The following is a 24356-nucleotide window of genomic DNA, read 5'->3' on the forward strand; positions in this document are numbered from 1 at the left end:
CCTTGAGTAGCCAGGCGGCGAGCTAAGCCGCCGGAGTGGCCAACTCCGGATTCTCCCAGCCTTCCTTCCGGGCGAAGCGCGCGCCGTGCTTCTGCTCCAGCTTCGCCAGGCGCTCGCGTACCGCGGCCACGCCTTCGCTGCGCACGTACTGGATGGGGCCGCCACGGAAGGGCGCGAAGCCCGTGCCGAAGATGACGCCCGCGTCGAGCAGGTCGGCATCGTCGACGACGTTCTCGGCCAGGCAGGCGATGGCTTCGTTGATCATGGGCAGGATCATGCGGTCCTGGATGTCCGCTGGCGCGACGTAGTCCGGATCGACTTCCGGTTTGTCCGGCTTGCCGTCCTTCCACACGTACAGGCCTTCGCCATCCTTCTTGCCGCGCTTGTTCGCGGCGAGCCGGTCTTCCAGCCCTTGGGGAATCTCCAGGCCGAGGAACGGCGCGAGTTCCTTGCCCACCGAGGCGCAGACGTCGAGCCCGACGGTGTCGGCCAGTTCGATCGGCCCCATGGGCATGCCGAACTTCTTCGCTTCGCGGTCGAGCACCGGCCCCGGTACGCCTTCGTTGTACAGGCGCATCGCTTCCATCAGGTAGGGCATGAGGATGCGGTTGACCAGGAAGCCCGGCGTTCCCTTCACCGGCACGGGCAGCTTGCCGATCGCCTTGCAGAAGGCGAGGGCACGCTTCTCGATCGCGGGATCGAGGGCATCGTGGCGCACCACTTCCACCAGTGGCATCTGCGCCACCGGGTTGAAGAAATGCAGGCCGAGGAAACGTTGCGGCGCCTTCAGGCCCCGGCGGAGTTCGTCCAGCGGAATGGACGACGTGTTGCTGGCGAGGATCTCGTCGGCCTGGAATTGCGGCTCGATCGCCGCATAGAGCGCGTGCTTGGCTTCGGGGTTCTCGAAGATGGCCTCGATGGCGAGGTCGGCATCGGCGACGCCCTTGCCCTCCACGTCGGCGCGCAGGCGTGCGACGGCGGCATCGACCTTGGCCGGCGCCCTCAGTTTCTTCTCGAACAACGCGCGGGCACGCTTGATCGCGGGTTCGACGAAACGTAGTTCTCGGTCTTGCAGTGTCACGTCGAAGCCCTTGAGCGCGGCCCAGGCGGCGATATCGCCACCCATCGTGCCGGCACCCACCACGTGCACGTGCTCGATGCCGTGATCCGTCCCGCCGCCGAGCCCCTTGAGGCGTTCCTGCAGGAAGAAGACGCGGATGAGGTTACGCGCGGTCGACGTCGTGGCGAGCTTCGCCACCGACTTCGCTTCCAGCTTGAGGCGTTGCTGGATATTGCCGCCGCCACGCGCCCAGACATCGATCAACGCGAAGGGGGCGGGGTAATGCTCCCGACGCACCTTGGCGGCCGTCTGCTTGCGCACCATGGGCGCGAGGATGGCGCGCGCCGGCAAGGTGTTCGTGGCCCATGCCTTGGCCCGCTGCGCGAACGGCCGCACCTGCGGACGCCTCGCCAGGTCGCGGGCCTCGGCCAGCAGTTCGTCGGGACGGGCGAGTCGATCGACCAGGCCGACGGCCTTCGCGCGGCGTGCGTTGAACGGTTTTCCGGTGAGCATCGCCGGCAACGCGTCCGGCGCGCCGATCAGGCGCGGCAGCCGGGCGCTGCCGCCCCAACCCGGATGGATGCCGAGCATGACCTCGGGCAAGCCGATCTTCGTGGCGTCGTCATCGGCGGCGATGCGCAGTCGGCAGGCCAGCGCGAGTTCGGTACCGCCGCCCATGCAGGCGCCGTGGATCGCGGCGACGGTCGGGCAGGGCAAGCGGGCGAGGCTTTCGAAGACGCGCTGGCCGTGCTCGATGTTGTCGAGCACGGTGCCGGTCTGCGCATACTCCACGAATTCCCGGATATCGGCGCCCACCGCGAAACCCATCGGTTTCGCCGAATGGACGACGACTCCCTTGGGGTTTTCGATGGCCAGGCGCTCGACGAGGGTGTCCAGTTCGTCGAGCACCTCGCGCGACAGCGCATTGGCGCTGGCGCCCTCGCGGTCGAGGGTGAGGACGACGATGCCGTCATCGCCCACGCTGGTCTTCCAGTGCTTGAATCGAAGTCCTTCGAACATGGCGGGTCGTACGGTGGCGAATGAGCGCATCACCATACCTTTCCGCCGGGACGAATGCGAGATACCCCGCCGTATGGTGTGCCCCCGGGAGGGGCGGGAAGACGGCTGGCGCGGGGCCGGGGATGGGCGGATACTTCGCGCCACTCAAGCCGATCGACCGCCGATGTCCGTGGATGCCAACGTAGGAAACGATGTCTTCGACCGCATTCTGTCGGCCTCGGGACCGCTGGTCGCCCTGAAGACGAACGACCCGGCCCTGCTGGTCGAGCAATTCCGCCTGGTCGCCCGGCGCACCGGGCAGGCCGTCTACCTGTGGCGCCATGCCGAGGGGCTGGTGAGCCTGCGCGACGCGCAGATGCGCGTGCCGGGCTGCCTGCGCCTGGGTGACGCCCTGCGCTACATCTCGCAGAGCCTTCACTTCGGCGTGTACCTCCTCGACATGCCCGCCGGCGTGCCCAGCGCCACCGACGGTGCACTTTTACGGCAACTTTCGCGCGCGCAGACCGGGCACGTGCGCCGGGTCGTGCTGCTCGGCGCGAGCCCCAGCCTGCTCGCCACCTTCGAGAACGACGTGGTGCGCGTGGAAGCCGACTGGCACGCGCGCTCGGCGGCACCCCGGTTGCGCGACGGCCGCTGGGTGGTCTGAGCGGATGGCTGGCATGAAGGAATCCATCGGCGTGCTCATCTTCACGCCGCGGCGGGATATCCGCCGTGCGGTCTTCGATGCGCTCGACATGGACGGCGACTTCGTGCTGCTGAGCGCGCGCGATGCCTCCCAGCTGGAAGCGCTGCTCGCCGACGCACCGCCCTTGCACGTGGCCGTGTTCGGCGCGGATGGCAGCGCGGACATGGCCCAGGGCCTGCGCATCCTGCGCGCCTCGCCGAGATATGCCTCGGTACCGGTCGTCCATGTCGTCGACGACCATCCGGGCGTGGCGCCGGATGGCGTCGTGGACTGGCTGCGCGAAGGCGCCATCGGTGTCGAGCTGGCGCAACGGGTGCGCGCGGCCGTTCGTGGGCCGGCACCCGTGACCGGCCCCGAACCGCCGGACTGGCGCTTCGCCTTCGATGCCGGCGCGGCCTGGGTGATCGCCTCGACGCCCGGCGGATGCGTCGTCGAGAGCGGTGCGGCGATGGACCGGCTCTTCGCCGGCGACGGGCCCGTGCAAGGGCGCCTGCTGGCGGAGATGTTCACGATGGCGGACGGCACGGCATGGCCGGTGCCCGACGGCGACGGCCTGGCTTGCACCCTGCGCCGTCGTGACGGCGGCGAGATAGGGGGCGAGGTCGACGTTCGCCATATCCTCGACCGTGGCGAACACCGCGTCGCCGTCGGTTTCCGCGACATGCGCGCGGTGGACATGGCGGAGCGCGCACTGTCCCTGCTCGCCGTGCTGGACGCCTGTTCCAGTGACGACGAAGGGATGGGCGAGGCCGCGGCGATGCTCGCCGATGCCCTCGAACTCGATGTCGTGGCCGTGTGGGCGGCACTTCCCGAAAGTGAATACGGCCCCGAGGTGCTGGCGCGGATATGGAACGGGCCTGGTCCCGTCGAGTGGCCCGACGCCTCCGACCTGCCGTTGCTCAAGGTATGCCTGGGCGGCGAGACGCTGTCGCGGCTCGGTACCGGCGAGGACGCACCGGCGACCGATCCCCTCATCGACGCGCTGGGCCTGCGTTCCTACGTATTGCTGCCCCTCCTGGACGAGCGCCGCAGCGTGCTCGGCGCCTTGCTCGCCGGCCGTCGGCGGCCGGGGGGCGATGCACGTGTCCTCGGGCCCGCGTTGCGTGCGGCCACCGCCCGCTTCGCCTCCGCACTCGAGTTACGCCGTGCGCGTGAGCAAGGCCGGGTGCGTGGGCTCATCGACATGCTCACGGGACTGCCGAACCGGCTGCTCTTCAACGACCGGCTCGAGACCACGATCCGCGAAGCGGAACGTACGGGCGAATGCTTCGCCACGCTGCTGGTCGACCTCGACCGCTTCAAGGGCATCAACGAGGCGCTGGGCCACGGCGTGGGCGACCAGGTGCTCACCGCCCTGGCCAAGCGCCTGCGCGCCAGCGTGCGTGCCTCAGACACCGTCGCGCGCTATGCGGGAGACGAGTTCACCCTGATCCTGCGCCATATCATCAAGCGCGACGACGTGCTGCGCATCGCCGAAAAAATCGTGCAGGCCATGGAGGTGCCGTTGTCGCTGGAGGACGGTTCCGAACTCCAGGCGACCATCTCCGTTGGCATTTCGTTCTTTCCCGATGACGCCGTCGAGGGCGAACTGCTCCTGCGCCATGCCGACGAGGCGATGTACGGCGCGAAGAGCCTGGGCCGCAACAACTACCAGATCTACGCCGCCAACGTGGATGCCGCGCAGCAACAGCAGGCCGAGTTGAAGGTTCGCCTGCGCCACGCGGTACGCAACGACGAACTGCGCGTGTTCTACCAGCCGCAGGTCGATGCCGTCACCGAGGACATCATTGGCATGGAGGCGCTGGTCCGCTGGGAACATCCCGAACTGGGCATGATCAGCCCGGCGTTCTTCATCCCGCTGGCCGAGGCGAGTGGCTTGATCGTGCCGATCGGCGAGTGGGTCCTGCGCACGGCCTGCGCGCAGGCCCGGGCATGGGAGGCGCGATACGGGCTGGGCTTGCGGATCGGCGTGAACCTGTCGGCAGTGCAACTCATGCAGCAGAACCTCGCGGCCGTCGTGGCCTCCGCGCTCCAGGACACGGGGCTGGATCCTCGGCAACTCGAGCTCGAGGTCACGGAAAGCATCAGCGTGAAGACCGTGCCGCACCTGGTCGAGACACTCGACGCGCTGCATGCGATGGGTTGCGGCATCGCCATCGACGATTTCGGCACCGGCGCGGCCTCGCTCGACTACCTGCGCCGGCTGCCGGCCGACCGGATCAAGATCGACCAGAGCTTCGTCCGCAATATCGGCGTGGACCCCGACGACGAAGCCATCGTCCGCGCCACCATCGACATGGCCCACCGGCTCAAGCGCGGGGTGGTGGCCGAGGGCGTCGAGATCGAGCAGCACCTGCAGTTCCTGCGTGCGAACGGCTGCGACGAATTGCAGGGTTACCTGTTCTGCCGGCCGCTGCCCGTGCCCAGCTTCGAGAAGCTGCTGGCCGAGCGCGAACGCCTGGTGAGCGAAGGGCAGGCCATCCCGGCCTGATACCCTGTGGGAGTGGGGCTCCGCTTGAGGTCCCGGTTCGGGCCCGCATGTCTCCCCGTGGGGACGACTCCGGACCGTCCACAATGAACTTGCACGGCGCCCGCATGTCTCAGCTGCGCCCGCGACTGGCCCCGATAGAGTTGAGGAGACGGCCCGGATGGGCGAAAACGAATTGGATCAAGCACTTGTCGAACGGGTGCAGCAAGGGGATCGCCGCGCCTTCGACCTGCTGGTCCGCAAGTACCAGCACAAGGTCATCGCGCTGATCTCGCGCTACGTGCACGACCGGACCGAGTGCGAGGACATCGCCCAGGAGGCCTTCGTGCGCGCGTGGCGCGCGCTGAAGTCCTTCCGCGGCGAGAGCGCTTTCTATACCTGGCTGTACAAGATCGCCGTGAACACGGCCAAGAACCACCTGGTGGCCATGGGCCGCCGCCCGCCCACCGGCGATATCGACATCGAGGACGCCGTCTACGTGCCGGGGGCCACCCGCATGCATGAAAGCGCCACACCCGAGCGCGAAATGATGCGCGAACAGGTGGAACAAACGGTGTTTTCCACTGTCCAAGCCTTGCCCGAAGAGCTTCGGGCCGCGATTACCCTGCGCGAGGTGGATGGCAAGAGCTACGAGGAGATTGCCGTCATCATGGACTGTCCCATCGGAACCGTCCGTTCGCGTATTTTCAGGGCTCGTGAAGCCATCGACCAGAAACTGCGGCCGCTGTTGTCCGACCGCGAGGACCACAACCCATGAGCGAAGCCAATCGGGAAATTCTCTCCGCCGGTATGGATGGAGAGCTGTCACGGGAGGAAATCCGCTTCCTGCTACGTCGTCTCGAGGCCGATCCGGTCCTCGCCGACACGTGGGCGCGCTTCCACGTGGCGCGTGACGGTCTGCGCAAGCAGGGCGCGCCGCTGGTCTCCGGCGATTTCGCCAGCCGGGTCATGGCGGCCATCGAGGCGGAGTCCGTCGCCGCGGCCGCCCCGCGCCGCCGCTGGTTGCAGTGGTCGGCGGGTGGCGCCATCGCCGCCAGTGTCGCGGTCGCCGCGTTGATGATCTCCCAGCCCGCCGGCAACCGCCCGGGCACGGCGGATATCGCCCAGCACGCACCCACGGTCGGAGATTCCCCGGTGGCCGATGCCACGCCCGCGCCTGCCGCGGCACCGGTCGCGCCGCAGTGGCTCAGCGGTGGCAGCATGGCATCCCAGTTCACCCAGAAGGCCGCCTTCGACAGTTCGGAAGACGGCGGAGCCGCGGCCTATCTGCCGCGTTCGACGCCTTATCAGATTCAACGCGCCCGGGCCGCCACAGCCCCGGAAGGCAATGGCTATATGCTGATGGTCCGTCCCGACGGTACCCGGTATGTGCAGCCGGTCGCCGTGCCGCAGGCTCGTTGAGCCGCGGCCGCATGTTCCACGCGCGCCTGACGTCCCCAGGCGCGCTTACTCTCTGAGGTTCCAGTAACGATACGTGCGGGGTCATTCCTCGCACGGGCAGCCGTGGTTAGGTAAAAAGGAGGAAATCGATGGCTCTCTGGCATGCACGCGCGCTACTCGGTGGCGCACTGCTCTTGGTAACGGCGGGCGCGCAGGCGCAATCGTTACCGGATTTCACTGGCATCGTCGAAAAGAACGCGCCCGCCGTGGTTCACGTGGAGGCGAAGACCACGGGCGCGGCCCGCAAGGCACGCGGGCCCGACGCGGCTCCCGACGACCAGGAAGAACTGCTGCGGCGCTTCTTCGGCATGCCGGGCATGCCCATGCCGCCGCGTGAGCAGACCTCGCTGGGTTCGGGCTTCATCATTTCCGCGGATGGCTACATCCTCACCAACGATCATGTCGTCGACGACGCCGACGAGGTGAAGGTCCGCCTGCAGGATCGCCGCACCTTCACCGCGAAGGTCGTCGGCAAGGATCCCCAGTACGACATCGCCTTGTTGAAAGTGGACGGCGGTGCGTTGCCTACGGTCGCCATCGGCGATTCGCGCAGCGTGAAGCGGGGCCAGTGGGCCCTCGCCATCGGCTCGCCGTTCGGCCTGGACGCCACCGTGACCCACGGCATCATCAGTGCCGTCGGCCGCAACCTCGGCAGCGGCGACCAGCCGTATACCTCCTTCATCCAGACGGACGTGCCGATCAATCGCGGCAATTCGGGTGGGCCGCTGTTCAACCTCCAGGGCCAGGTCATCGGCGTGAACTCGCAGATCTACTCCACGTCGGGCGGTTACCAGGGCCTTTCGTTCTCGATCCCGATCGATGTCGCGATGAACGTCGTGCAGCAGATCAAGGAGAAGGGTTATGTGTCGAGGGGCATGCTCGGCGTCACCGTGCAGCCGGTCGACCAGTTCGTGAAGAATCTCGACCTTCCCGACGCCAACGGCGCCCTCGTGGCGCAGGTCACCCCTGGAAGCGGCGCCGACAAGGCCGGTATCAAGCAGGGCGACGTCATCCTCTCGTTCAACGGCACGCCGATCACGCAGTCGCCTGACCTGCCGCCCCTGGTCGGCATCACCAAGCCGGGTTCCATGGCGAAGGTGGAGATCCTGCGCGACCACAAGAAGCAGGTGCTCGACGTCAAGGTCGGCGAGCTGCCGCGCGACAAGAGCGCCCTGGCCGCCGCGGGCGGTGGCGACGAAGGATCGGCCGGCGGTTCGGCCGCGGCCCTGGGCATGTCGGTGCAGGACATCGATGCTTCGGCCCGCGCGGAACTCGGCCTGAAGGCGGGCGAGGGCGTCGTGGTCAGCCGGATCACCGGGCGCGCCGCGGCGAGTGCCGGCCTGCAGCCGGGGGACGTGGTCCTCATGGTCAACCAGAAGCGTGTCGGCAGCGCCACCGCCTTCCGCGATGCCGTGAAGGGCATCAAGCCCGGCGATACGGCCATGCTGCTGGTCCGTCGCGACGATTCCACCCGCTTCGTCGGGGTCACCGTCCCCAGCGAGCGCTGAGGCCCGGCCGGCCGCCGCTCGGCGGCGGTCGGCCTTCCATGCGATAATGCGGGATTCGCGCTGGCCAAAAGGCCGGCGCGCGTCGTTCGCGCCGCGAGCGATGGTGAACGTGACCACGGCGCTCCATGGAACTCATCCGCAACTTCTCCATCATTGCCCACATCGACCACGGCAAGTCGACCCTGGCCGACCGCATCATCCAGTTGTGCGGCGGGTTGTCCGAGCGCGAAATGGAAGCGCAGGTGCTCGACAACAATCCGATCGAGCGCGAGCGTGGCATCACCATCAAGGCCCAGTCGGTGTCGCTGCCGTACAAGGCGCGCGACGGCAAGACCTATCAGCTGAACTTCATCGACACCCCGGGGCACGTCGACTTCTCGTACGAGGTCAGCCGCTCGTTGTCCGCGTGCGAAGGCGCGCTGCTGGTCGTCGATGCCGCACAAGGCGTCGAGGCGCAGTCCGTCGCCAACTGCTACACGGCGATCGAGCAGGGCCTGGAAGTGATCCCGGTCCTCAACAAGATCGACCTGCCCACGGCGGACATCGAGAAGGCCAAGGCCGAGATCGAGGCCGTCATCGGCCTGGATGCGAGCGACGCGATTCCCGTCAGCGCGAAGACCGGCCAGAACGTGGTCGAGGTGCTGGAAGCCATCATCCAGCGCATTCCCGCACCGAAGCCGGGCGATACGGACAAGCTGCAGGCGCTGATCATCGACTCCTGGTTCGACAACTACCTCGGCGTCGTCTCGCTGGTCCGCGTCATGCAGGGCGAGATCCGCCCCGGTGACAAGATCCTGGTCATGTCCACCGGCCGTACGCATCTCGTCGACGATGTCGGCGTGTTCACCCCGAAGCGGAAAAAGCTCGAACGGCTCGCGGCCGGCGAGGTCGGCTGGATCAACGCCTCGATCAAGGACGTCCACGGCGCGCCGGTGGGCGATACGCTCACCCACGCGGGCAAGCCGGCGGCGGCTCCGCTGCCGGGCTTCCAGACCATGAAGCCGCGCGTGTTCGCCGGTCTCTTCCCGGTGTCGGCCGACGATTACCCCGCGTTGCGCGAGGCGCTGGACAAACTGCGCCTCAACGACGCCGCCATGTTCTTCGAGCCTGAAAGCTCCGAGGCGATGGGCTTCGGTTTCCGTTGCGGCTTCCTCGGCATGCTGCACATGGAAATCGTGCAGGAGCGCCTGGAGCGCGAGTACGACCTCGATCTCATCACCACCGCGCCGACCGTGGTCTACGAGGTGCTGAAGACCGACGGCACCGTGCTCGCCATGGACAACCCGGCGAAGCTTCCACCACCGCAGCAGATCACCGAGATTCGCGAACCGATCATCGTCGCGACCATCCTCACGCCGGGCGACTATGTCGGCAACGTGATCAAGCTGTGCGAAGAGAAGCGCGGCGTGCAGCGGACCATCCAGTACCTGGCCACCCAGGTGCAGGTCACCTATGAATTGCCCCTGGCCGAGGTCGTCCTCGACTTCTTCGATCGCCTGAAATCCGTTTCGCGCGGTTATGCGTCCATGGACTATCACCTGGAACGCTTCGACGCGGGCCCGTTCGTGCGGGTGGACATCCTGATCAATGGCGATCGCGTGGATGCGCTGAGCCTGATCGTGCATCGCTCGCACGCCGACCGCCGTGGCCGGGAACTTGTGGAGCGGATGAAGGATCTGATCCCGCGCCAGCAGTTCGACGTGGCCATCCAGGCGGCGATCGGCGCTGCCGTCATCGCCCGGTCCACGGTGAAGGCGCTGCGCAAGAACGTCCTCGCCAAGTGCTATGGCGGCGACGTATCGCGCAAGAAGAAGCTGCTTGAGAAACAAAAGGAAGGCAAGAAGCGCATGAAGCAGGTCGGCAGCGTGGAGATCCCACAGGAAGCGTTCCTGGCCGTGCTCAAGGTGGACAAGTGAGCGCCGCCGTCGCGGCATGACCTTTCACCTATGGAACCCCGGCGCCGGATGCGCCGGAATGGGCCTCACGGCCCCTCGACACGACTGATGGAGTTGGCATGGCGGCATTCGATTTTTCGGCGATCCTACTCGGCCTCACGGTCCTCTTCGGAGTGATCTGGCTGTTCGATCGCCTGTTCCTTGTGAAGGCGCGTCGCGCCCGGGCGGAGGCCGCCGGTACGGAGCAACCGGAACCCTGGCCGGTCGACTGGGCCCGCTCGTTGTTCCCGGTGATCCTGGTGGTGCTCATCCTGCGTTCGTTCGTGGCCGAGCCCTTCCGTATCCCTTCCGGCTCGATGATGCCGACGCTCGACGTCGGCGACTTCATCCTGGTCAACAAGTTCGCCTATGGCCTGCGCATGCCGGCCTTCAACAACAAGCTGGTCGAGAACGGCGAACCCCGCCGTGGCGACGTCGTGGTCTTCCGCTTCCCCGGCTACGTGTGCAAGGACGAAAATGGCAAGACCGTCCGTAGCGGCGACATCTCCTGCCAGGACCCGCATGCCCCGGTGGCCAGCGAGAACTGGATCAAGCGGGTGATCGGCCTGCCGGGCGACCGCATCGAAACCCGTGGCAGCGAGCTGTACATCAATGGCGAGCGCGTGGGGGCGGACGAGATCGGCCCGTTCAAGGGCAGCATGAACCGTCCCGAGGACCGCCTGCTGATGACCTACGGGTCGAAGCTCTACACGGAGCACCTGGGCAGCATCAACCATACGATCGCGCTGACCCCGGCGTTCAACATGCCCCAGGACATCCCCAACGCCGCCGTACCGTCCGAGGTGCCCAAGGGCTGCTATATCGTCATGGGCGACAACCGCATGAACAGCACCGACAGCCGCTGGTGGGGCTGCATGCCCGAGCAGAACCTGGTCGGCAAGGCGTTCTTCGTCTGGCTCGCCTGGCGCGGCCCGGGCAACGGTTGGATCGATTTTTCCAAGATGGGCAAGGTCATCCATTGACCGAACGGAGGCCCCCGTCACGCCGGCGGGCGTTGCGGATGGCGCCGGACGAGGTAATCTCCGCTGCGGGGCGCGTATCGCGCCCCGCACGCATTCACCGTCTTGAACAGGGGAGCCGCCGCGGCGGCGGGACACGATCATGAAATCCAGGCAATCGGGTATTACTCTCATCGGCTTCGTCATCGTGCTGCTCGTGCTGGGCTTCTTCGCCTTCATGGCCATGAAGCTCGTGCCGGCCTACATCGAGTTCTTCGGCGTGAAGAAGGCGATGAGCCAGCTGGCGACGAGCGGCAACACGCAGGATCTCGACAGCATCCGCCGCGACCTGATCTTCAAGATGGGCTTCCAGTACGTCGACGACGCGACGATCCAGCCCAAGGACATCACGCTCGACCGTAGCGGCAACGGCGCCACGCTGAACGTGAACTACGAGAAGCAAATCCATTTCATCTACAACATCGACTTCCTCCTGCACTTCGACAACGCCGTGCAGTTGAGGAATCCGTCCATGTAACGAGCGATCGTGCAGTTTCCCCATTCCTTCCGTAACCCCGACCTCGCGGCCCTCGCGCTGACCCATCGAAGCGCCGGCCGGCCGAACAACGAGCGCCTGGAATTCCTCGGTGACGCCCTGCTGGGCGTCACGGTGGCCGAATTGCTCTTCGAGGCCCACCCTAACGCGAGTGAAGGCGAACTCTCGCGGTTGCGCGCGCAGCTGGTCAACGGCCAGGCCCTGGCGGTGATCGCGCGTGAACTCGAACTGGGAGATATCCTCAAGCTGGGGCCGGGCGAGCTCAAGAGCGGCGGCTACCGGCGGGATTCGATCCTGGCCGACGCCTTCGAAGCCCTGGTGGCGGCTGTCTACCTCGACGATGGATACGATGCCTGCCGTCAGGTCGTACGCAGGCTGTTCATGCCCCGCGTGGCGGAAATCAAACGTTCCAGCAAGGACGCGAAGACGCGCCTGCAGGAGTGGTTGCAGGGCAGGGGCCTGGCGCTGCCCGTTTACGAACTCACCGACAGCTACGGCGAAGACCATGCCAAGATCTTCGATGTCAGCTGTTCCATCGACGAACCCGAGCCCATCCGCGTCGAAGGACACGGTGGCAGCCGGCGCGCCGCCGAGCAGGACGCCGCTGAAGCGGTGCTTCGCCGTCTGCTGGAAACCAAGATATGAATGACATCGACATCACTGAACACGACTCCGTCGTCGACGACGACTTCCGCTGCGGTTACGTGGCCCTCGTCGGCCGCCCCAACGTCGGCAAGTCGACGCTGCTCAACGCCCTGATCGGCGTGCGCCTGAGCATCGTCAGCCACCGTCCGCAGACCACGCGCCATCGCATCCTCGGTATCGCCAGCAAACCCCAGGGGCAGATCCTCTACGTGGACACCCCGGGCTTGCACCGTGGCGGCAAGCGGGCGATGAACCGCAGCCTCAATCGCGCCGCGCGCGCGGCGATCACCGAGGTCGACCTGGCCGTGCAGGTGATCGAGGCAGGCCGCTGGACCGACGAGGACGCGACGATGTACGCGGCGCTCGCCGAACAAAAGGACATGCCGAAGCTGCTGGCTATCAACAAGGTCGACCTGCAGAAGGACAAGACGGTCATGTTGCCCTTCGTCGCCGACCTGATGCAGAAGCATCCGTTCGACGACGTCTATTACGTCAGCGCGTTGAAGTCCAAGGGCCTTTCCGGCCTGGAGAAGGGCATCCTGAAGCGGCTGCCGGAACAGGCCGCGATCTACGGCGAAGACGAGATCACCGATCGCAGCGAACGCTTTCTCGCCGCGGAGATGGTCCGCGAGCAGCTGATGCTGCGGCTGGACCAGGAACTGCCGTACGCCACCACGGTGGAAATCGAAGCCTTCCAGGACCGTCCCGACGGCATCGCCGAAGTGCACGCCGTGATCTGGGTCGAGCGCGACGGGCAGAAGGCCATCGTCATCGGCGAGGGCGGCGCGCAGCTGAAGGCCATCGGCACGTCGGCGCGCAAACAGATGGAGAACCTGTTCGAACGCAAGGTCTTCCTCAAGCTGTGGGTCAAGGTGCGCGAGGGCTGGGCCGACGACGAAAACCTGCTCAAGCGTTTCGGCTACGAATAAAAGGGCCGGCCGCCGGCCGCGATGCGCATCGAGCAACAACCCGCCTTCGTCCTGCACGCCCGGCCCTACCGGGAAACCTCGTTGCTGGTCGAGTGCCTGACCCCCGACTACGGCCGCATCGGCGTCGTCGCGCGGGGAGTACGCAAGGAGCGGGCGCGCCTGCAACGCGCCCAGCTCGAGCCGTTCCAGCGTATCCAGCTTGACATGCTCCTGAAGGGCGAACTGGCCACGCTTCGCGGCGCCGAACCTTCCGGCGCGGTGATGAGGCTGACAGGCGACGCAGGACTCGCGGGCCTGTACCTCAACGAACTGGTGGTCCGGCTCACCGGGCGACAAGATCCCAACGTGGAACTGTTCGCCTTCTACGAACGCACGTTGCGGCGCATGGCGGCGGGCGAACCCCTGGCCTGGACCCTGAGGCGCTTCGAGCGCGACATGCTCGACTCGCTGGGGTATGCGCTGCAGCTGGATGTGGACGCGGTCCAGGGCGAGCCGCTGGAACCCACGGCGACGTACTTCTACGACCCGGAATCCGGCGTCATGCCGGGGCGCGTCGGCGATCCACAGGCGATCCGCGGTGTCGACCTGCTGGCGCTGGCCGCCGACCAGCCGCCCGACGCCGCCGGGCTCGCATCACTGCGGCGCATGATGCGCCAGGTGATCGGCTTCCACCTCGGCGGTGGCGAACTGCGCGCGTGGCGGGTGCTTCGCTGAGGGGCTTGCGTTCAGCCCGGCAACGCGGCCAGCGTCGCATCGAGTTCCTCCCGGAACCGCGCCAGTGCATCCGGCACCACCGCGCGCGTTTCCCGCACATGTGCCTGCAGTACCTTGGCCTGCGTCCCCAGTCGCGTGGCGCCACAGAAACCGCATGCGGAACGCAGCCGGTGCATGCGCTCCACGAGGGCGCCCGGATCGGCCGCCACGGTGTCCAGCTCCACCGCCAGTTCCACGAGTTCGGCGCGAAGCAGCATGCGCAGTGCCTGCATGGTCGCCGTGTCGCCCGCGGCGGTGAGGCCCGCCTGGTCGTCCAGCACCCGAAGCTGCCCATCGATACCCAGCGTGGCCGCCAGGGCATCGACCACCGAGGCGATGCGGCAGGGTTTCTCGATGATCCCCGCGAATCCCGCCTTGAGTAATTCCGCACGCAGGCTGGAGGGCACTTCCGCGCTGGTCGCCAGCGCGGTCGCCTCCCGCGAGGCCGAGCCGGCATCGGCACGCAGCGTGGACAGCACGTCGATGGCGCCTGCGTGGGGCATGCGGCAATCGAGAATGAGGGCATCGAACCATTCGGCGCGCCCTAGCGACAATGCCTCCGCGCCGTCACATGCGAGGGTCACCCTGTAACCGTGCCCGCCGAGCGCGCCGGCGAGGAACTGCCGCGTGGAGGGGTCGTCGTCGGCGACCAGCAAGCGGCGCTCGCCGGAAGTGGCGTGAAGAAAAGGGGCGTCATGCGACATGCAACGTTCCGTGTCGTTCATCTGGATTTGGCAGAATGGCCGACCATGCTCCCCGTATCAACCCGCCCGTTCATCATGCTGCTCGTCGTCTCGATCGCCCTGGGGTGGGCGAACGGTGCGCAGGCGGGCCTGTCGGTGGGAGCCGATACGCTCCAGGTGCCAGGACTGGAGATGTCCGGCATGCAGGCCGATATCGACCCGGCGGCGAGCGGCAAGGGCCTGGACGTGAAGTTGACCGCCGCTCGCGCGGACATGCCCGCCATGGGCTGGCGCAAGCTCGGCCTGGGCCTGGACGGCGTGCTCGATCGCGATGAACTCGGCCGTTGGGTGTTCGATGGATCGATCCGATTGAAAGGGGCCCCGGGCGGCGCCCTCGGCAACGCCACCGTGCGGATCGTCGCCGACGCCGCCGCGAATACGCTCGAGGTATCGTTGCGCCAGGACAAGGCCTCGGCCCAGGTGGCCTTGCCGATGGACCAGCCCACCCATGCGCAGATCACCCTGAAGGACCTCCCCGCGGGATGGTTGCAGGGCCTGCTCTCCACCGTCTGGTCCGGTCGCGCCACGGCGGGGCGGGTCGATGCCGACCTTGCGCTCGACATCCTGGAAGACGGCGTCCAGGCGGCGGGCCAGTTCGCGCTGGACGGTGTCGGCTTCGACAGTCCGGGCGGGAAGCTCGCCGGGCAGTCGCTGTCCGGGGGCGGCCGCCTCGGTGTCGACAGTCACGCCGATGGCCAGTCGATCGACCTCGACGCCACCTTGCGTGGTGGCGACCTGCTGCTCGGCCCCTTGTATGCCGACTTGCCGGCGCATGCCGTGCAGCTGGCGGTGGGCATCCGTACCCATAGAGGCGAACTCGCGATCCCCCGCCTGCGCCTGACCGATCCCGACGCCTTGCAGCTCGAAGGCGAACTCGGCTTCTCCGCCAAGGGTGACTTGTCGCGGCTACGGTTCGACCGGTTCACGGCCCGCTTTCCAGCCGCCTACACCCGCTATGGCAAGGGCCTGCTGCGCGATGCCGGCCTCGATGGCTTGCAGGCCAGCGGTGAAGTGGCCGGTCACATGACGATGGAAGGCGGTGCGCTCAAGGCCTTCGCCATGCAGACCGGCGGTCTCGACCTGGCACTGTCCGACGGGCGCCTCGGCATCGATGGCTTGCGCGGTTCCGTCGACTGGAGCGCCGCCGACGAGCGGCCGGTGACGAAGCTCGGCTGGCGCGCCTTGAGGATCTACCGCATCCCGAATGGCGCGGCGGAGGCATCCTTGCGCAGTGCCGGCGGAACGTTGAAGCTGGACAGGCCGTTCGCGATTCCCGTCCTCGACGGCCAGTTGCGTGTCCTCGGGCTCTCCCTGCGCCCGGCCGCCGCCAGCGGCGAGCGGCTGCAAACCTCGCTGGCGCTTACCCAGATCGACATGGCGGCCTTCTGTCGCGCGCTCGGCTGGCCACAGTTCAAGGGCACGCTCGGTGGGGCCGTGCCCTCGCTGCGCTATGTCGACGACCGCGTGGAACTGGCTGGCGGCTTGTCCCTGAATGTCTTCGACGGCTTCGTCGATATCACCGGCATGACCCTGTCGCGTCCGTTCGGCGATGCGCCCGTGCTGACCGGAGACATCGCCCTGCGCGGCCTCGACCTCGGCCTGTTGACCTCGGTGTTCGACTTCGGCGACATCACCGGCCGCCTGCACGGGGCGATCGACGACCTCCGCCTGGTTGCCTGGAGCCCGGCGTCGTTCAAGGCCAGCCTCGTCGCCGATGAAGGGGGCAGGATCAGCCAGAAAGCGGTCAACAACCTCACCTCCGTGGGCGGGGGCGGTATCGCCGGTGGACTCCAGGGCACCGTGCTGAAGCTGTTCAAGACCTTCGGCTACAAGCGCATCGGCCTGTCGTGCACACTGAAGGGCGATGTCTGCAGCATGGGCGGCCTGGGTCCGGCGAAGGATGGCTACACTATCGTCGAGGGCAGCGGTTTGCCCCGATTGACGGTGGTGGGACACCAGCGGGAAGTCGACTGGCATACCCTCGTCCGCCGCCTGCAAGCCGCCACGGAAGGTGACGGACCCGTCGTGCGATAACTCCGGAAGCCGGCAAGCCAATGATAGGAAGTGGAGTGGAAATCATGCGTAAATCCCTGATTGGCCTCATTGTGGCTGCGGCGGTAGCCCTCGTCGGCTGCGTCACCATCAACGTCTACTTCCCCGAGGCGGCGGCACAGAAAGCCGCGGACCAGTTCATCGGCAACGTCCTCGACGAAAGCGGGGTCGACAAGCCTTCGCCCGCGAAGGACGCGCCGGCACGCCCGGCGCCGGGCAAGCAACCGTCGGCGTCGCTGCTCGATCTTGTCGTTCCCGCCGCGCAGGCGGCGGAAACGCCGGACATCCAGGTCCGCACGCCCGAGACCGACGCGATCCGGGCACGCATGAAGGCCCGTTTCGGTGGCCAGCTGAAGGCCTTGTTCGACAGCGGCGCCGTGGGCTTCACCGCCGATGGCCTGGTGGCCGTGCGTGATGCGGGTGCCTTGCCCCTGGACCAGCGGTCGCAGGCGGACGGCCTCGTCAAGCAGGAAAACAACGACCGCGACACGCTCTATCGCGCCATCGCGGCGGCGAACGGTCACCCCGAGTGGGAGCCGCAGATCCGCAAGACCTTCGCCGAGGGGTGGGTCCAGCGTGCGCCGCCGGGCTGGTATTATCGCGATGCCTCCGGCGCCTGGAAGCGCAAGTAGGCATTCCGCCAGGATCGCACGCCTCACGGCGCGTCCTCCCAGCCAGCCCGGGCCGTCGGCGGTCCGGGCTTTACGTTTTGAGCGCATGACCGAATTCGAAGCCACCATCACCGACCTCAGCCACGATGGCCGGGGCGTCGCCCGCATCGACAACAAGGCCACCTTCGTTTCCGGCGCGTTGCCGGGCGAGCGCGTACTGCTGAAGTACCGCAAGCGCCACCGCAACTACGACGACGCCGAGATCGTCCAGGTGCTCGAGGCATCGCCGGTGCGCGTGGTGCCGAAGTGCCGGCATTTCGGCCAGTGCAGTGGTTGCTCGCTGCAACACATGGACCCGGCCGCGCAGATCGCCGCCAAGCAACGCGTGCTGGCGGAGAACTTCGAGCGAATCGGCAAGGTGAGTCCCGCCTCGTGGTTGCCGCCACTCACCGATCAACCCTGGGGCTATCGGCGCAAGGGGCGCTTCTCGGTTCGCCATGTCGCGAAGAAGGAGCGCGTGCTGGTGGGCTTCCGCGAAGAAGCCAATCCGCGTTTCGTGGCGGACATCGATACCTGCGAGGTCATCCATCCGGCGCTTGGGCCGAAGGTGGGATTGCTCGCCGCGCTGATCGGCGGCCTCGACGCGGCCCGCGATATCCCGCAGGTGGAATTCGCCGCGGGTGACGACACCGTGGCCCTGGTGTTCCGTCACCTGGTGCCGCTGTCGGAGCGGGACCGGGCGGCCCTGGTCGCGTTCGGCAAGGAGCATGGCCTGGCGATCTACCTGCAGCCGGGCAACCAGAGCAGCGTGCATCCGATCTGGCCCGAATCGCCACGGCTGGCCTTCGCCGTGCCGGCCGACGACATCGAACTGGAGTTCCTCCCGCTGGACTTCGTGCAGGTCAATGCCGGCATGAACCAGCGCATGCTCGCGCGCACGCTGGAACTGCTCGACCTGCGGCCAGCGGACCGGGTGCTCGACCTGTTCTGTGGCCTCGGCAATTTCACCTTGCCGATCGCCCGGCACGCCGCGGAAGTGGTCGGCGTGGAAGGCGAGCATGGCCTGGTCGAGCGCGCGGCGGCCAACGCCGCCCGTAACGGCCTGGGTAACGCCTCGTTCCGCGTCGCCAACCTTTTCGAAGACCAGCGCGCGGCGCCGTGGGCGACGCAGTCGTGGGACAAGATCCTGCTCGACCCGCCGCGTGCGGGGGCCGACAAGGTGCTGGAATACCTTCCCCGCAAGGACACCTCACGCGTCGTCTACGTCTCGTGCCATCCCGGCTCGCTGGCGCGCGACGCGGGTATCCTTGTGCAGAAGCACGGCTTCAGGCTCGTGTCGGCCGGTGTCATGGACATGTTCCCGCACACCGCGCATGTCGAATCCATCGCGCTGTTCGAGCGCGGCTGACGGAGCGGAGGCCCATGGGCGTCGAAATCGAACGCAAGTTCCTCCTCGCGAACGACGGCTGGCGTTCCCTCGTGGAGCGCAGCGAACGCATGGCGCAGGGTTACCTCGTCAATGCCGCCGCCATCGTCGCAGGGCAGGCGAAGTGTTCGGTGCGCGTGCGCATCGCCGGTGACACGGCATGGCTCAACATCAAGTCGGCCACGCTCGGCATCGAACGGCACGAGTTCGAATACGCCATTCCGCTCGCCGATGCGGAGCATCTGCTCCACGAGCTGTCCGATGGCGTGCTCGAGAAGATTCGTCACCATGTCATGCTCGATGGTGCCCACTTCGAAATCGACGAGTTCCTGGGCGATAACGCCGGGCTGTTCGTCGCGGAAGTGGAGCTTCCCTCGGTCGACGCCGCCTATCCGCGACCGGACTGGCTCGGCGTCGAAGTGAGCGAACAGACCCGCTATTACAACGTCAACCTGATCGGCCGGCCCTATGCGGCATGGTCGGCCGCCGAGCGGGAAGGGAAGGAGGACACCGCATGCTGATCATCGGCCTCGCCGGTACCGAACTGGCCGCGCACGAACACGGCCGGCTCACCGCGCCAGGAGTGGTCGGGACGATCCTGTTCTCGCGCAACTTCCGTTCGCGCGAGCAGGTCACGGCCTTGATCGACTCCATCCGCGAGGTCGCCGGTGACGATTTCCTCGTCTGCGTCGACCAGGAAGGAGGACGCGTGCAGCGCTTTCGCGACGGGTTCACGCGACTGCCGCCGCTCGCCGCGATCGGCACGTTGTACGAGAGCGATCCCGTCGAGGCGGTGAATCGCGCCGAGGAACATGCGTGGATCATGGCCAGCGAAATGCGCGCCATCGGCGTCGACTTCAGCTTCGCGCCGGTGGCCGATCTCGAACGCGGCAGCGCGGCCATCGGTAACCGTGCCTTCCACGCCGATCCGGCCATCGCCGCGGAACTCGTGCAGGCCTACGTGCGCGGCATGCACCTGGGCGGCATGGCGGCCGTGCTGAAACATTTCCCCGGCCACGGGTCGGTCAAGGAAGACACGCACGAATCCATCGCCGTCGATCCGCGCGGCAAGGACGAGATCCTGCGCGACGACCTGCTGCCCTTCGTGGCCGGCATGGAAGCGCGCGCGGAAGCCGTCATGGCCGCGCACGTCCGGTACCCCGCCGTGGACGACCATCCTGCCGGCTATTCGCGCATTTGGATCGAGGAAATCCTGCGCGGCGAACTCGGTTTTCGCGGTTGCGTGTTCGGCGACGACATCAGCATGGCCGCGGCCGGCGGCGTCGGCGGCATCGCCGCACGCGTGGCCGCGAACCTCGATGCGGGCTGCGACATCGTGCTCGCCTGCTTTCCCGACGTCGTTCCCGAGGCGATCGCAGCGGTCGAAGGCCGCCGCCCGTCGCCGGCCGAGCGCATCGCCCCCTTGCGCGGTGCGATCGGTTCGACCTGGGAAGGCCTCGTCGACAACCCCCAACGCGACCGGTTCATCGCGCGCGTGACCGCCCTGGAGCCCTGACCTGACCATGACCGCCGCTTCGCTCGACGACGCGCTCGCGCGTTCGGACATCCTGTTCACCCGAGAACAGCTCGATATCGAAATCGCCCGCATGGGCAAGGAGATCGACATCGCCCTCGCCGGCGAGCGTCCCGTCTTCCTCACCGTGATGCACGGCGCGCTGGTCTTCGCCGGCCAGCTCGCGTTATCGGTCAAGACCGACCTCGAGTTCGATTACGTCCACGCCACCCGTTACCGCGGCGAGACCAGTGGCAGCGACCTGCACTGGCTGCGGCGCCCCGAGGTGCCGTTGAACGGCCGTACCGTGTTGCTGGTGGACGACATCCTCGACGAAGGCCACACGTTGAAGGCGGTGCGCGACGCATGTCTCGACATGGGCGCATCGCGCGTATTGCTGGCCGTGCTCTGCACGAAGCTGCATGGCCGCCGTGCGCATGGCATCGAGGCCGACTTCAACGGCGTCGACCTTCCCGATCGCTACGTGTTCGGTTATGGCATGGACTACCACGAGCAGGCGCGCAACCTGCCGGCCATCTACGCGCTGAAGGACTGACGCCGATGAGTATCGATCTCGCCGTCATCGGCGGTAGCGGCCTGTACGCCTTCGAGGGCCTGGAGAATGTCGAACGCCAACGAGTCGAAACGCCCTTCGGCCCGGCCTCCGGCGATGTCGTGACGGGCGACTTCCGTGGCAAGCGCCTCGCCTTCCTCGCTCGCCACGGCGAGAGCCACACGCTGCCGCCGCATCGGGTGAACTACCGGGCGAACCTGTGGGCGTTGCATTCGCTCGGCGCACGCCGCGTCGTGGCCGTGAACGCGGTGGGCGGCATCCGCGACGACATGGGCCCGCGCACCCTCGTGGTGCCGGACCAGATCATCGACTACACCCACGGCCGCTACACCAGCTTCAACGATGTCGACGGGGCGGAAGTGCGCCACATCGACTTCAGCGAGCCGTACACGGAAAGCCTGCGCCAGGCGATCCTGGCCGCCGCGCGTGCGGAAGGGCTGGCGATCCTCGACGGTGGCGTGCATGGCGTCACCCAGGGGCCGCGGCTGGAAACCCGGGCGGAGATCGCGCGCATGAAACGCGACGGTTGTGACCTGGTCGGCATGACCGGCATGCCGGAAGCGGCGCTCGCACGCGAACTCGACCTGGAGTTCGCCTGCCTGGCCCTGGTCGCCAACTATGCGGCGGGCGCCGGTGACGAAGCGGAAATAAGCATCGAGGAGATCTTCGCCCACCTCGCGGCGGCGACCGCGAACGTACCGCCGATCCTCGGACGCTTGCTGGCGGATGCCTGAGGGGAAAGCGTGCCAGTTGCGCTTTGGTCTAAAACATGATGATACTTTGTGCGCGCCGCGGGGGCAGGCAAAGGGGATCCATGGGGAACGCCTCGCCATCCGGGTGCTTCCAGTCCATGTCCAGAGGTTTCCGCAATGCGTTTCGGTACGGTCAAGTGGTTCAACGATGCCAAGGGTTTCGGTTTCATCGCGCCCGAGGACGGTGGGGAGGACGTGTTCGTCCACTTTTCTGCGATCAACTCCAAGGGGTTCCGTAGCCTTCAGGAAGGCCAGCGTGTGAAGTTCGAAGTGACCAATGGGCCGAAGGGTGCCCAGGCGTCCGGCGTCGAAATCGCGGCGTGAACGCCACGACATCGGTGCCATGAAAACCCCGCGCGAATGCGCGGGGTTTTTTTTGGCGGTGGTAGGACCTTTGTAATGGTGGGATCTTGCAGTGGTGGGAGCCGACCTTGTCGGCGATCCCGCGGCAGCGGGCCAGGCTGAGGCAAGCACCCATCGCCGACAGGGCCGGCTCCCACCAGGCTTGCCTCGCCACGCATGCCCACGCCAGGCGGCATGGTTTCCGACGATAGCCTTTGCCGTTTTCCGGCAGCGTATGCATGGCTGGCATCGGACCCTGTGGGGATGCGACAGGTCTCCGGCTCGTCCCTCATCGAATCGCTCGTCGCGCTGGCGGTGTTCGCGATCGGCAGTGCGTCGACCGCGACGTGGGTCGCGCAGTCGATGGCCGTCGATGCGAGGGCGTCTCGGCTCGTCGCGGCGACCACGATCGCGGTCAGCCTGGAGGCACGCATCCGCGCCGGCGGCGGCACCGTTTCCGAGAGCGACCTGCACGTGTTTCATGCCGCGCTCATCGAACGAATGGGAACGGCCGCCACCGGTTCCGTGATCTGCGAGCCGGCGGCGTGCGCCATCCGGATCGCCTGGGCGACGCGCGAGGTCCTGTCATGGCCGTTCGATCCGTGACGGCTCGTGGCATGACGCTGGTCGAACTGCTCGTCGGGCTGGTGGTGGCCGCGATCGTCGCCGTGGTGGCCATGACCGGCTTGTCGATCATGGGGCTTGCCATCGTTCGCCAGCGTGCGGCGACAAGGACGGAGGACGCGGTGTGGCTGGCGCATGCGGCGATCGCCCGCGACCTGTGCGCGTCGGCCCGGTGGAAGGGCTGCGTCGAGGCACGCGGCTGCACGATGCAGACGGTGCATGGCGGCACGCCGGCACTGGTGCTCGACCATGCCGAGTGGTTCGCCGACGGGGGACTCTGGCGATGCGAAGGATCGGAGTGCGGGAGGTATCTCGACGGCATCGTCGGCATCGAGTTCGTCGCCTTGTTACAGGACGACGGTGGCACGCCCCGCCACGTGCCCTTCGCCCCGATCCATGAAAAAAGGGCGAAGGCGCTCGAGGTGGTGCTATGGACGGTGGATGGGCGCCGTTATAGCCGCACGACGGACCGGGGTGGTTGTGCGCCGGTCCGCTGAGCGTGGCGCGATCCTGCTCGTGGTGCTGGTGGTGCTCGCGATGATGGCGATCCTCGCGGCCTCGTTGTCGCGCTCCGCGCGGTCGCGGATGCTGGCCGCACAGGAGTTCCACCAGGCGGAGAGGGACGCCCGGCACGGGCGCGTCCTTCATGGTGGCGACGGTGGCGACGCCCGTGCGACCATCGGCGATGGCGCGGTCGGCGCGTCGTCGAATGAGGCAACCCATGGATCGCAGACGATTCCTCCAGGGGGCGACGATCGCCTCCGGCGTGGCACTGGCCGCCAAGGGCATCGCTAAGGCGGCTCCCGCCACGACCGCGACGGGGATGGTTCCGCGCGTGTGTTCCACCTGGGACTTCGGCGTGGCCGCCAACCAGGCCGCCTGGAAGGTGCTCGCCTCCGGCGGGCGCGCGCTGGATGCGGTGGAGCAGGGAGCCCGCGTACCGGAAGCCGACCTGCGCAACCATAGCGTCGGCCGTGCCGGGTATCCGGATCGCGATGGCAAGGTCACGCTCGACGCCAGCATCATGGACGAGAACGGCAACTGCGGCGCGGTGGCGGCGATCGAGCACATCGCCCATCCGATCTCCGTCGCGCGGCGGGTCATGGAGCGCACGCCCCATGTGCTGCTGGTGGGTGACGGCGCGTTGCAGTTCGCGATCGAACAGGGCTTTCCCCGCGAGGAACTGCTCACCCCAGAGTCGGAAAAGGCCTGGCACGAATGGCTGAAGACGGCGAAGTACAAGCCCGTCGCCAATAGCGAGGTCAAGAGCTACAACGCGGGCCCCGGTGGAACGCCGGGCGATGCCAGCAACCACGACACGATTGGCATGCTCGCGATCGACGCCAAGGGCAACCTGTCCGGTGCGTGCACCACCAGTGGCATGGCGTGGAAGCTGCACGGTCGCGTGGGCGACAGTCCCATCATCGGCGCGGGCCTGTATGTCGACAATGACGTGGGTGGCGCGACATCGACCGGCGTGGGCGAGGAAGTGATCCGCAACGTCGGCAGCTTCCTCGTCGTGGAACTGATGCGCCAGGGCCGCTCGCCCGAAGACGCATGCCGCGAGGCAGTGGAGCGCATCCTGCGCAAGAAGCCGAACGCGAAGGATCTCCAGGTCGGCTTTCTCGCGATGGACAAGAAGGGCAACGTCGGCGCCTGGGCGATCCAGAAGGGTTTCTCGTACGCGGTTTGCGACGCGGCGAAGCAGGACGCGTTGATTCCCGGCAAGAGCAGCTATTGAC

25 protein-coding genes are annotated in these 24356 nt (G+C 67.1%); 23 read left to right on the forward strand and 2 right to left on the reverse strand.

The genetic code is table 11. The features are described 5' to 3' along the window. Positions 1 to 22: 22 nt before the first annotated feature. Complete coding sequence (locus ACR9Y6_RS03710) at positions 23 to 2080, reverse strand: 3-hydroxyacyl-CoA dehydrogenase NAD-binding domain-containing protein (RefSeq protein ID WP_481282683.1); 2058 nt, start codon at positions 2078 to 2080, stop codon at positions 23 to 25. 163 nt (positions 2081 to 2243) lie between these two features. On the opposite strand from ACR9Y6_RS03710, the gene ACR9Y6_RS03715 reads away from it, so the two are divergent. The 11 genes from ACR9Y6_RS03715 (at position 2244) to recO (ending at position 13938) form a co-directional block, all read left to right on the forward strand. Further along, a complete protein-coding gene (locus ACR9Y6_RS03715) occupies positions 2244 to 2726 on the forward strand; it encodes a hypothetical protein (protein WP_481280049.1) in 483 nt (160 codons plus the stop codon). Between the two features lie 13 nt (positions 2727 to 2739). Then, positions 2740 to 5256 (forward strand): putative bifunctional diguanylate cyclase/phosphodiesterase, encoded by a 2517-nt coding sequence (locus ACR9Y6_RS03720; RefSeq protein ID WP_481280050.1) that lies wholly within the window; start codon positions 2740 to 2742, stop codon positions 5254 to 5256. A gap of 157 nt (positions 5257 to 5413) precedes the next feature. After that, complete coding sequence (gene rpoE, locus ACR9Y6_RS03725; RefSeq protein WP_306846319.1) at positions 5414 to 6010, forward strand: RNA polymerase sigma factor RpoE; 597 nt, start codon at positions 5414 to 5416, stop codon at positions 6008 to 6010. Continuing rightward, the gene (locus ACR9Y6_RS03730; RefSeq protein WP_481280051.1) at positions 6007 to 6654 is read left to right on the forward strand and encodes a sigma-E factor negative regulatory protein; all 648 of its coding nucleotides are present in this window, start codon (positions 6007 to 6009) and stop codon (positions 6652 to 6654) included. Before rpoE ends, ACR9Y6_RS03730 begins: the two co-directional genes overlap by 4 nt. Positions 6655 to 6782: 128 nt before the next feature. Next, complete coding sequence (locus ACR9Y6_RS03735) at positions 6783 to 8201, forward strand: DegQ family serine endoprotease (protein ID WP_481280052.1); 1419 nt, start codon at positions 6783 to 6785, stop codon at positions 8199 to 8201. A 125-nt stretch (positions 8202 to 8326) separates the two neighbouring features. Then, the gene (gene lepA, locus ACR9Y6_RS03740; protein WP_481280053.1) at positions 8327 to 10117 is read left to right on the forward strand and encodes a translation elongation factor 4; all 1791 of its coding nucleotides are present in this window, start codon (positions 8327 to 8329) and stop codon (positions 10115 to 10117) included. Between the two features lie 98 nt (positions 10118 to 10215). Continuing rightward, positions 10216 to 11118, forward strand: a complete 903-nt coding sequence (gene lepB, locus ACR9Y6_RS03745; RefSeq protein ID WP_481280054.1) for a signal peptidase I — start codon at positions 10216 to 10218, stop codon at positions 11116 to 11118. Between the two features lie 139 nt (positions 11119 to 11257). Then, positions 11258 to 11632, forward strand: a complete 375-nt coding sequence (locus tag ACR9Y6_RS03750) for a DUF4845 domain-containing protein (RefSeq protein WP_306846329.1) — start codon at positions 11258 to 11260, stop codon at positions 11630 to 11632. 6 nt (positions 11633 to 11638) lie between these two features. After that, on the forward strand, positions 11639 to 12295 hold the full coding sequence (rnc, locus tag ACR9Y6_RS03755) for a ribonuclease III (protein ID WP_481282684.1): 657 nt from the start codon (positions 11639 to 11641) through the stop codon (positions 12293 to 12295). Next, positions 12292 to 13224, forward strand: a complete 933-nt coding sequence (era, locus tag ACR9Y6_RS03760) for a GTPase Era (protein ID WP_371025037.1) — start codon at positions 12292 to 12294, stop codon at positions 13222 to 13224. Before rnc ends, era begins: the two co-directional genes overlap by 4 nt. Positions 13225 to 13245: 21 nt before the next feature. Beyond that, positions 13246 to 13938, forward strand: a complete 693-nt coding sequence (gene recO, locus ACR9Y6_RS03765) for a DNA repair protein RecO (protein ID WP_481280055.1) — start codon at positions 13246 to 13248, stop codon at positions 13936 to 13938. 11 nt (positions 13939 to 13949) lie between these two features. Here recO and ACR9Y6_RS03770 read toward each other — a convergent pair whose 3' ends face one another. Continuing rightward, on the reverse strand, positions 13950 to 14681 hold the full coding sequence (locus ACR9Y6_RS03770) for a response regulator (protein ID WP_481280056.1): 732 nt from the start codon (positions 14679 to 14681) through the stop codon (positions 13950 to 13952). Positions 14682 to 14726: 45 nt separating this feature from the next. Between ACR9Y6_RS03770 and ACR9Y6_RS03775 the strand changes: the two genes are divergently transcribed. The 12 genes from ACR9Y6_RS03775 (at position 14727) to ACR9Y6_RS03830 (ending at position 24355) form a co-directional block, all read left to right on the forward strand. After that, positions 14727 to 16754, forward strand: coding sequence for a translocation/assembly module TamB domain-containing protein (locus ACR9Y6_RS03775; protein ID WP_481280057.1), 2028 nt, complete (start codon positions 14727 to 14729; stop codon positions 16752 to 16754). Between the two features lie 44 nt (positions 16755 to 16798). Continuing rightward, entirely contained in the window at positions 16799 to 17404 is a 606-nt protein-coding gene (locus tag ACR9Y6_RS03780; RefSeq protein ID WP_481280058.1) for a YdbL family probable chaperone protein, read from the forward strand. 85 nt (positions 17405 to 17489) lie between these two features. Then, positions 17490 to 18791, forward strand: a complete 1302-nt coding sequence (rlmD, locus tag ACR9Y6_RS03785; protein ID WP_481280059.1) for a 23S rRNA (uracil(1939)-C(5))-methyltransferase RlmD — start codon at positions 17490 to 17492, stop codon at positions 18789 to 18791. A gap of 14 nt (positions 18792 to 18805) precedes the next feature. Next, the gene (locus tag ACR9Y6_RS03790) at positions 18806 to 19330 is read left to right on the forward strand and encodes a CYTH domain-containing protein (protein WP_481280060.1); all 525 of its coding nucleotides are present in this window, start codon (positions 18806 to 18808) and stop codon (positions 19328 to 19330) included. After that, positions 19324 to 20325, forward strand: coding sequence for a beta-N-acetylhexosaminidase (gene nagZ / locus ACR9Y6_RS03795; protein WP_481280061.1), 1002 nt, complete (start codon positions 19324 to 19326; stop codon positions 20323 to 20325). Before ACR9Y6_RS03790 ends, nagZ begins: the two co-directional genes overlap by 7 nt. Before the next feature lie 7 nt (positions 20326 to 20332). Then, entirely contained in the window at positions 20333 to 20878 is a 546-nt protein-coding gene (locus ACR9Y6_RS03800) for a hypoxanthine-guanine phosphoribosyltransferase (protein WP_426284899.1), read from the forward strand. A 5-nt stretch (positions 20879 to 20883) separates the two neighbouring features. Beyond that, a complete protein-coding gene (locus ACR9Y6_RS03805) occupies positions 20884 to 21630 on the forward strand; it encodes an S-methyl-5'-thioinosine phosphorylase (protein ID WP_481280062.1) in 747 nt (248 codons plus the stop codon). A gap of 135 nt (positions 21631 to 21765) precedes the next feature. Beyond that, positions 21766 to 21972, forward strand: coding sequence for a cold-shock protein (locus ACR9Y6_RS03810; RefSeq protein ID WP_306846354.1), 207 nt, complete (start codon positions 21766 to 21768; stop codon positions 21970 to 21972). Between the two features lie 282 nt (positions 21973 to 22254). After that, complete coding sequence (locus ACR9Y6_RS03815; protein ID WP_481280063.1) at positions 22255 to 22596, forward strand: type IV pilus modification PilV family protein; 342 nt, start codon at positions 22255 to 22257, stop codon at positions 22594 to 22596. Beyond that, positions 22578 to 23111 carry a prepilin-type N-terminal cleavage/methylation domain-containing protein gene (locus ACR9Y6_RS03820; RefSeq protein WP_481280064.1) on the forward strand — a complete coding sequence of 178 codons (534 nt, stop codon included), beginning with the start codon at positions 22578 to 22580 and terminating at the stop codon, positions 23109 to 23111. The genes ACR9Y6_RS03815 and ACR9Y6_RS03820 overlap by 19 nt, the downstream gene beginning before the upstream one ends. Continuing rightward, positions 23095 to 23409, forward strand: a complete 315-nt coding sequence (locus ACR9Y6_RS03825; protein WP_481280065.1) for a hypothetical protein — start codon at positions 23095 to 23097, stop codon at positions 23407 to 23409. The genes ACR9Y6_RS03820 and ACR9Y6_RS03825 overlap by 17 nt, the downstream gene beginning before the upstream one ends. Next, positions 23336 to 24355: a glycosylasparaginase gene (locus ACR9Y6_RS03830; RefSeq protein WP_481280066.1), complete on the forward strand. Its 1020-nt coding sequence runs from the start codon at positions 23336 to 23338 to the stop codon at positions 24353 to 24355. The genes ACR9Y6_RS03825 and ACR9Y6_RS03830 overlap by 74 nt, the downstream gene beginning before the upstream one ends. The last annotated feature ends 1 nt before the right edge of the window (position 24356 follow it).

Source organism: Luteibacter sp. TLI7-4A, assembly GCF_056754745.1.

Coding starts and splice junctions, on each gene's coding strand:
- rlmD (WP_481280059.1), top strand. CDS start 17,490: ATGACCGAATTCGAAGCCACCATCACCGACCTCAGCCACGATGGCCGG.
- ACR9Y6_RS03720 (WP_481280050.1), top strand. CDS start 2,740: ATGAAGGAATCCATCGGCGTGCTCATCTTCACGCCGCGGCGGGATATC.
- ACR9Y6_RS03715 (WP_481280049.1), top strand. CDS start 2,244: ATGTCCGTGGATGCCAACGTAGGAAACGATGTCTTCGACCGCATTCTG.
- ACR9Y6_RS03710 (WP_481282683.1), bottom strand. CDS start 2,080: ATGTTCGAAGGACTTCGATTCAAGCACTGGAAGACCAGCGTGGGCGAT.
- ACR9Y6_RS03800 (WP_426284899.1), top strand. CDS start 20,333: ATGACCGCCGCTTCGCTCGACGACGCGCTCGCGCGTTCGGACATCCTG.
- recO (WP_481280055.1), top strand. CDS start 13,246: ATGCGCATCGAGCAACAACCCGCCTTCGTCCTGCACGCCCGGCCCTAC.
- lepA (WP_481280053.1), top strand. CDS start 8,327: ATGGAACTCATCCGCAACTTCTCCATCATTGCCCACATCGACCACGGC.
- ACR9Y6_RS03775 (WP_481280057.1), top strand. CDS start 14,727: ATGCTCCCCGTATCAACCCGCCCGTTCATCATGCTGCTCGTCGTCTCG.
- lepB (WP_481280054.1), top strand. CDS start 10,216: ATGGCGGCATTCGATTTTTCGGCGATCCTACTCGGCCTCACGGTCCTC.
- ACR9Y6_RS03805 (WP_481280062.1), top strand. CDS start 20,884: ATGAGTATCGATCTCGCCGTCATCGGCGGTAGCGGCCTGTACGCCTTC.
- ACR9Y6_RS03780 (WP_481280058.1), top strand. CDS start 16,799: ATGCGTAAATCCCTGATTGGCCTCATTGTGGCTGCGGCGGTAGCCCTC.
- ACR9Y6_RS03735 (WP_481280052.1), top strand. CDS start 6,783: ATGGCTCTCTGGCATGCACGCGCGCTACTCGGTGGCGCACTGCTCTTG.
- era (WP_371025037.1), top strand. CDS start 12,292: ATGAATGACATCGACATCACTGAACACGACTCCGTCGTCGACGACGAC.
- rpoE (WP_306846319.1), top strand. CDS start 5,414: ATGGGCGAAAACGAATTGGATCAAGCACTTGTCGAACGGGTGCAGCAA.
- nagZ (WP_481280061.1), top strand. CDS start 19,324: ATGCTGATCATCGGCCTCGCCGGTACCGAACTGGCCGCGCACGAACAC.
- ACR9Y6_RS03830 (WP_481280066.1), top strand. CDS start 23,336: ATGGATCGCAGACGATTCCTCCAGGGGGCGACGATCGCCTCCGGCGTG.
- ACR9Y6_RS03810 (WP_306846354.1), top strand. CDS start 21,766: ATGCGTTTCGGTACGGTCAAGTGGTTCAACGATGCCAAGGGTTTCGGT.
- ACR9Y6_RS03750 (WP_306846329.1), top strand. CDS start 11,258: ATGAAATCCAGGCAATCGGGTATTACTCTCATCGGCTTCGTCATCGTG.
- ACR9Y6_RS03770 (WP_481280056.1), bottom strand. CDS start 14,681: ATGTCGCATGACGCCCCTTTTCTTCACGCCACTTCCGGCGAGCGCCGC.
- ACR9Y6_RS03815 (WP_481280063.1), top strand. CDS start 22,255: ATGCGACAGGTCTCCGGCTCGTCCCTCATCGAATCGCTCGTCGCGCTG.
- ACR9Y6_RS03820 (WP_481280064.1), top strand. CDS start 22,578: ATGGCCGTTCGATCCGTGACGGCTCGTGGCATGACGCTGGTCGAACTG.
- ACR9Y6_RS03730 (WP_481280051.1), top strand. CDS start 6,007: ATGAGCGAAGCCAATCGGGAAATTCTCTCCGCCGGTATGGATGGAGAG.
- ACR9Y6_RS03790 (WP_481280060.1), top strand. CDS start 18,806: ATGGGCGTCGAAATCGAACGCAAGTTCCTCCTCGCGAACGACGGCTGG.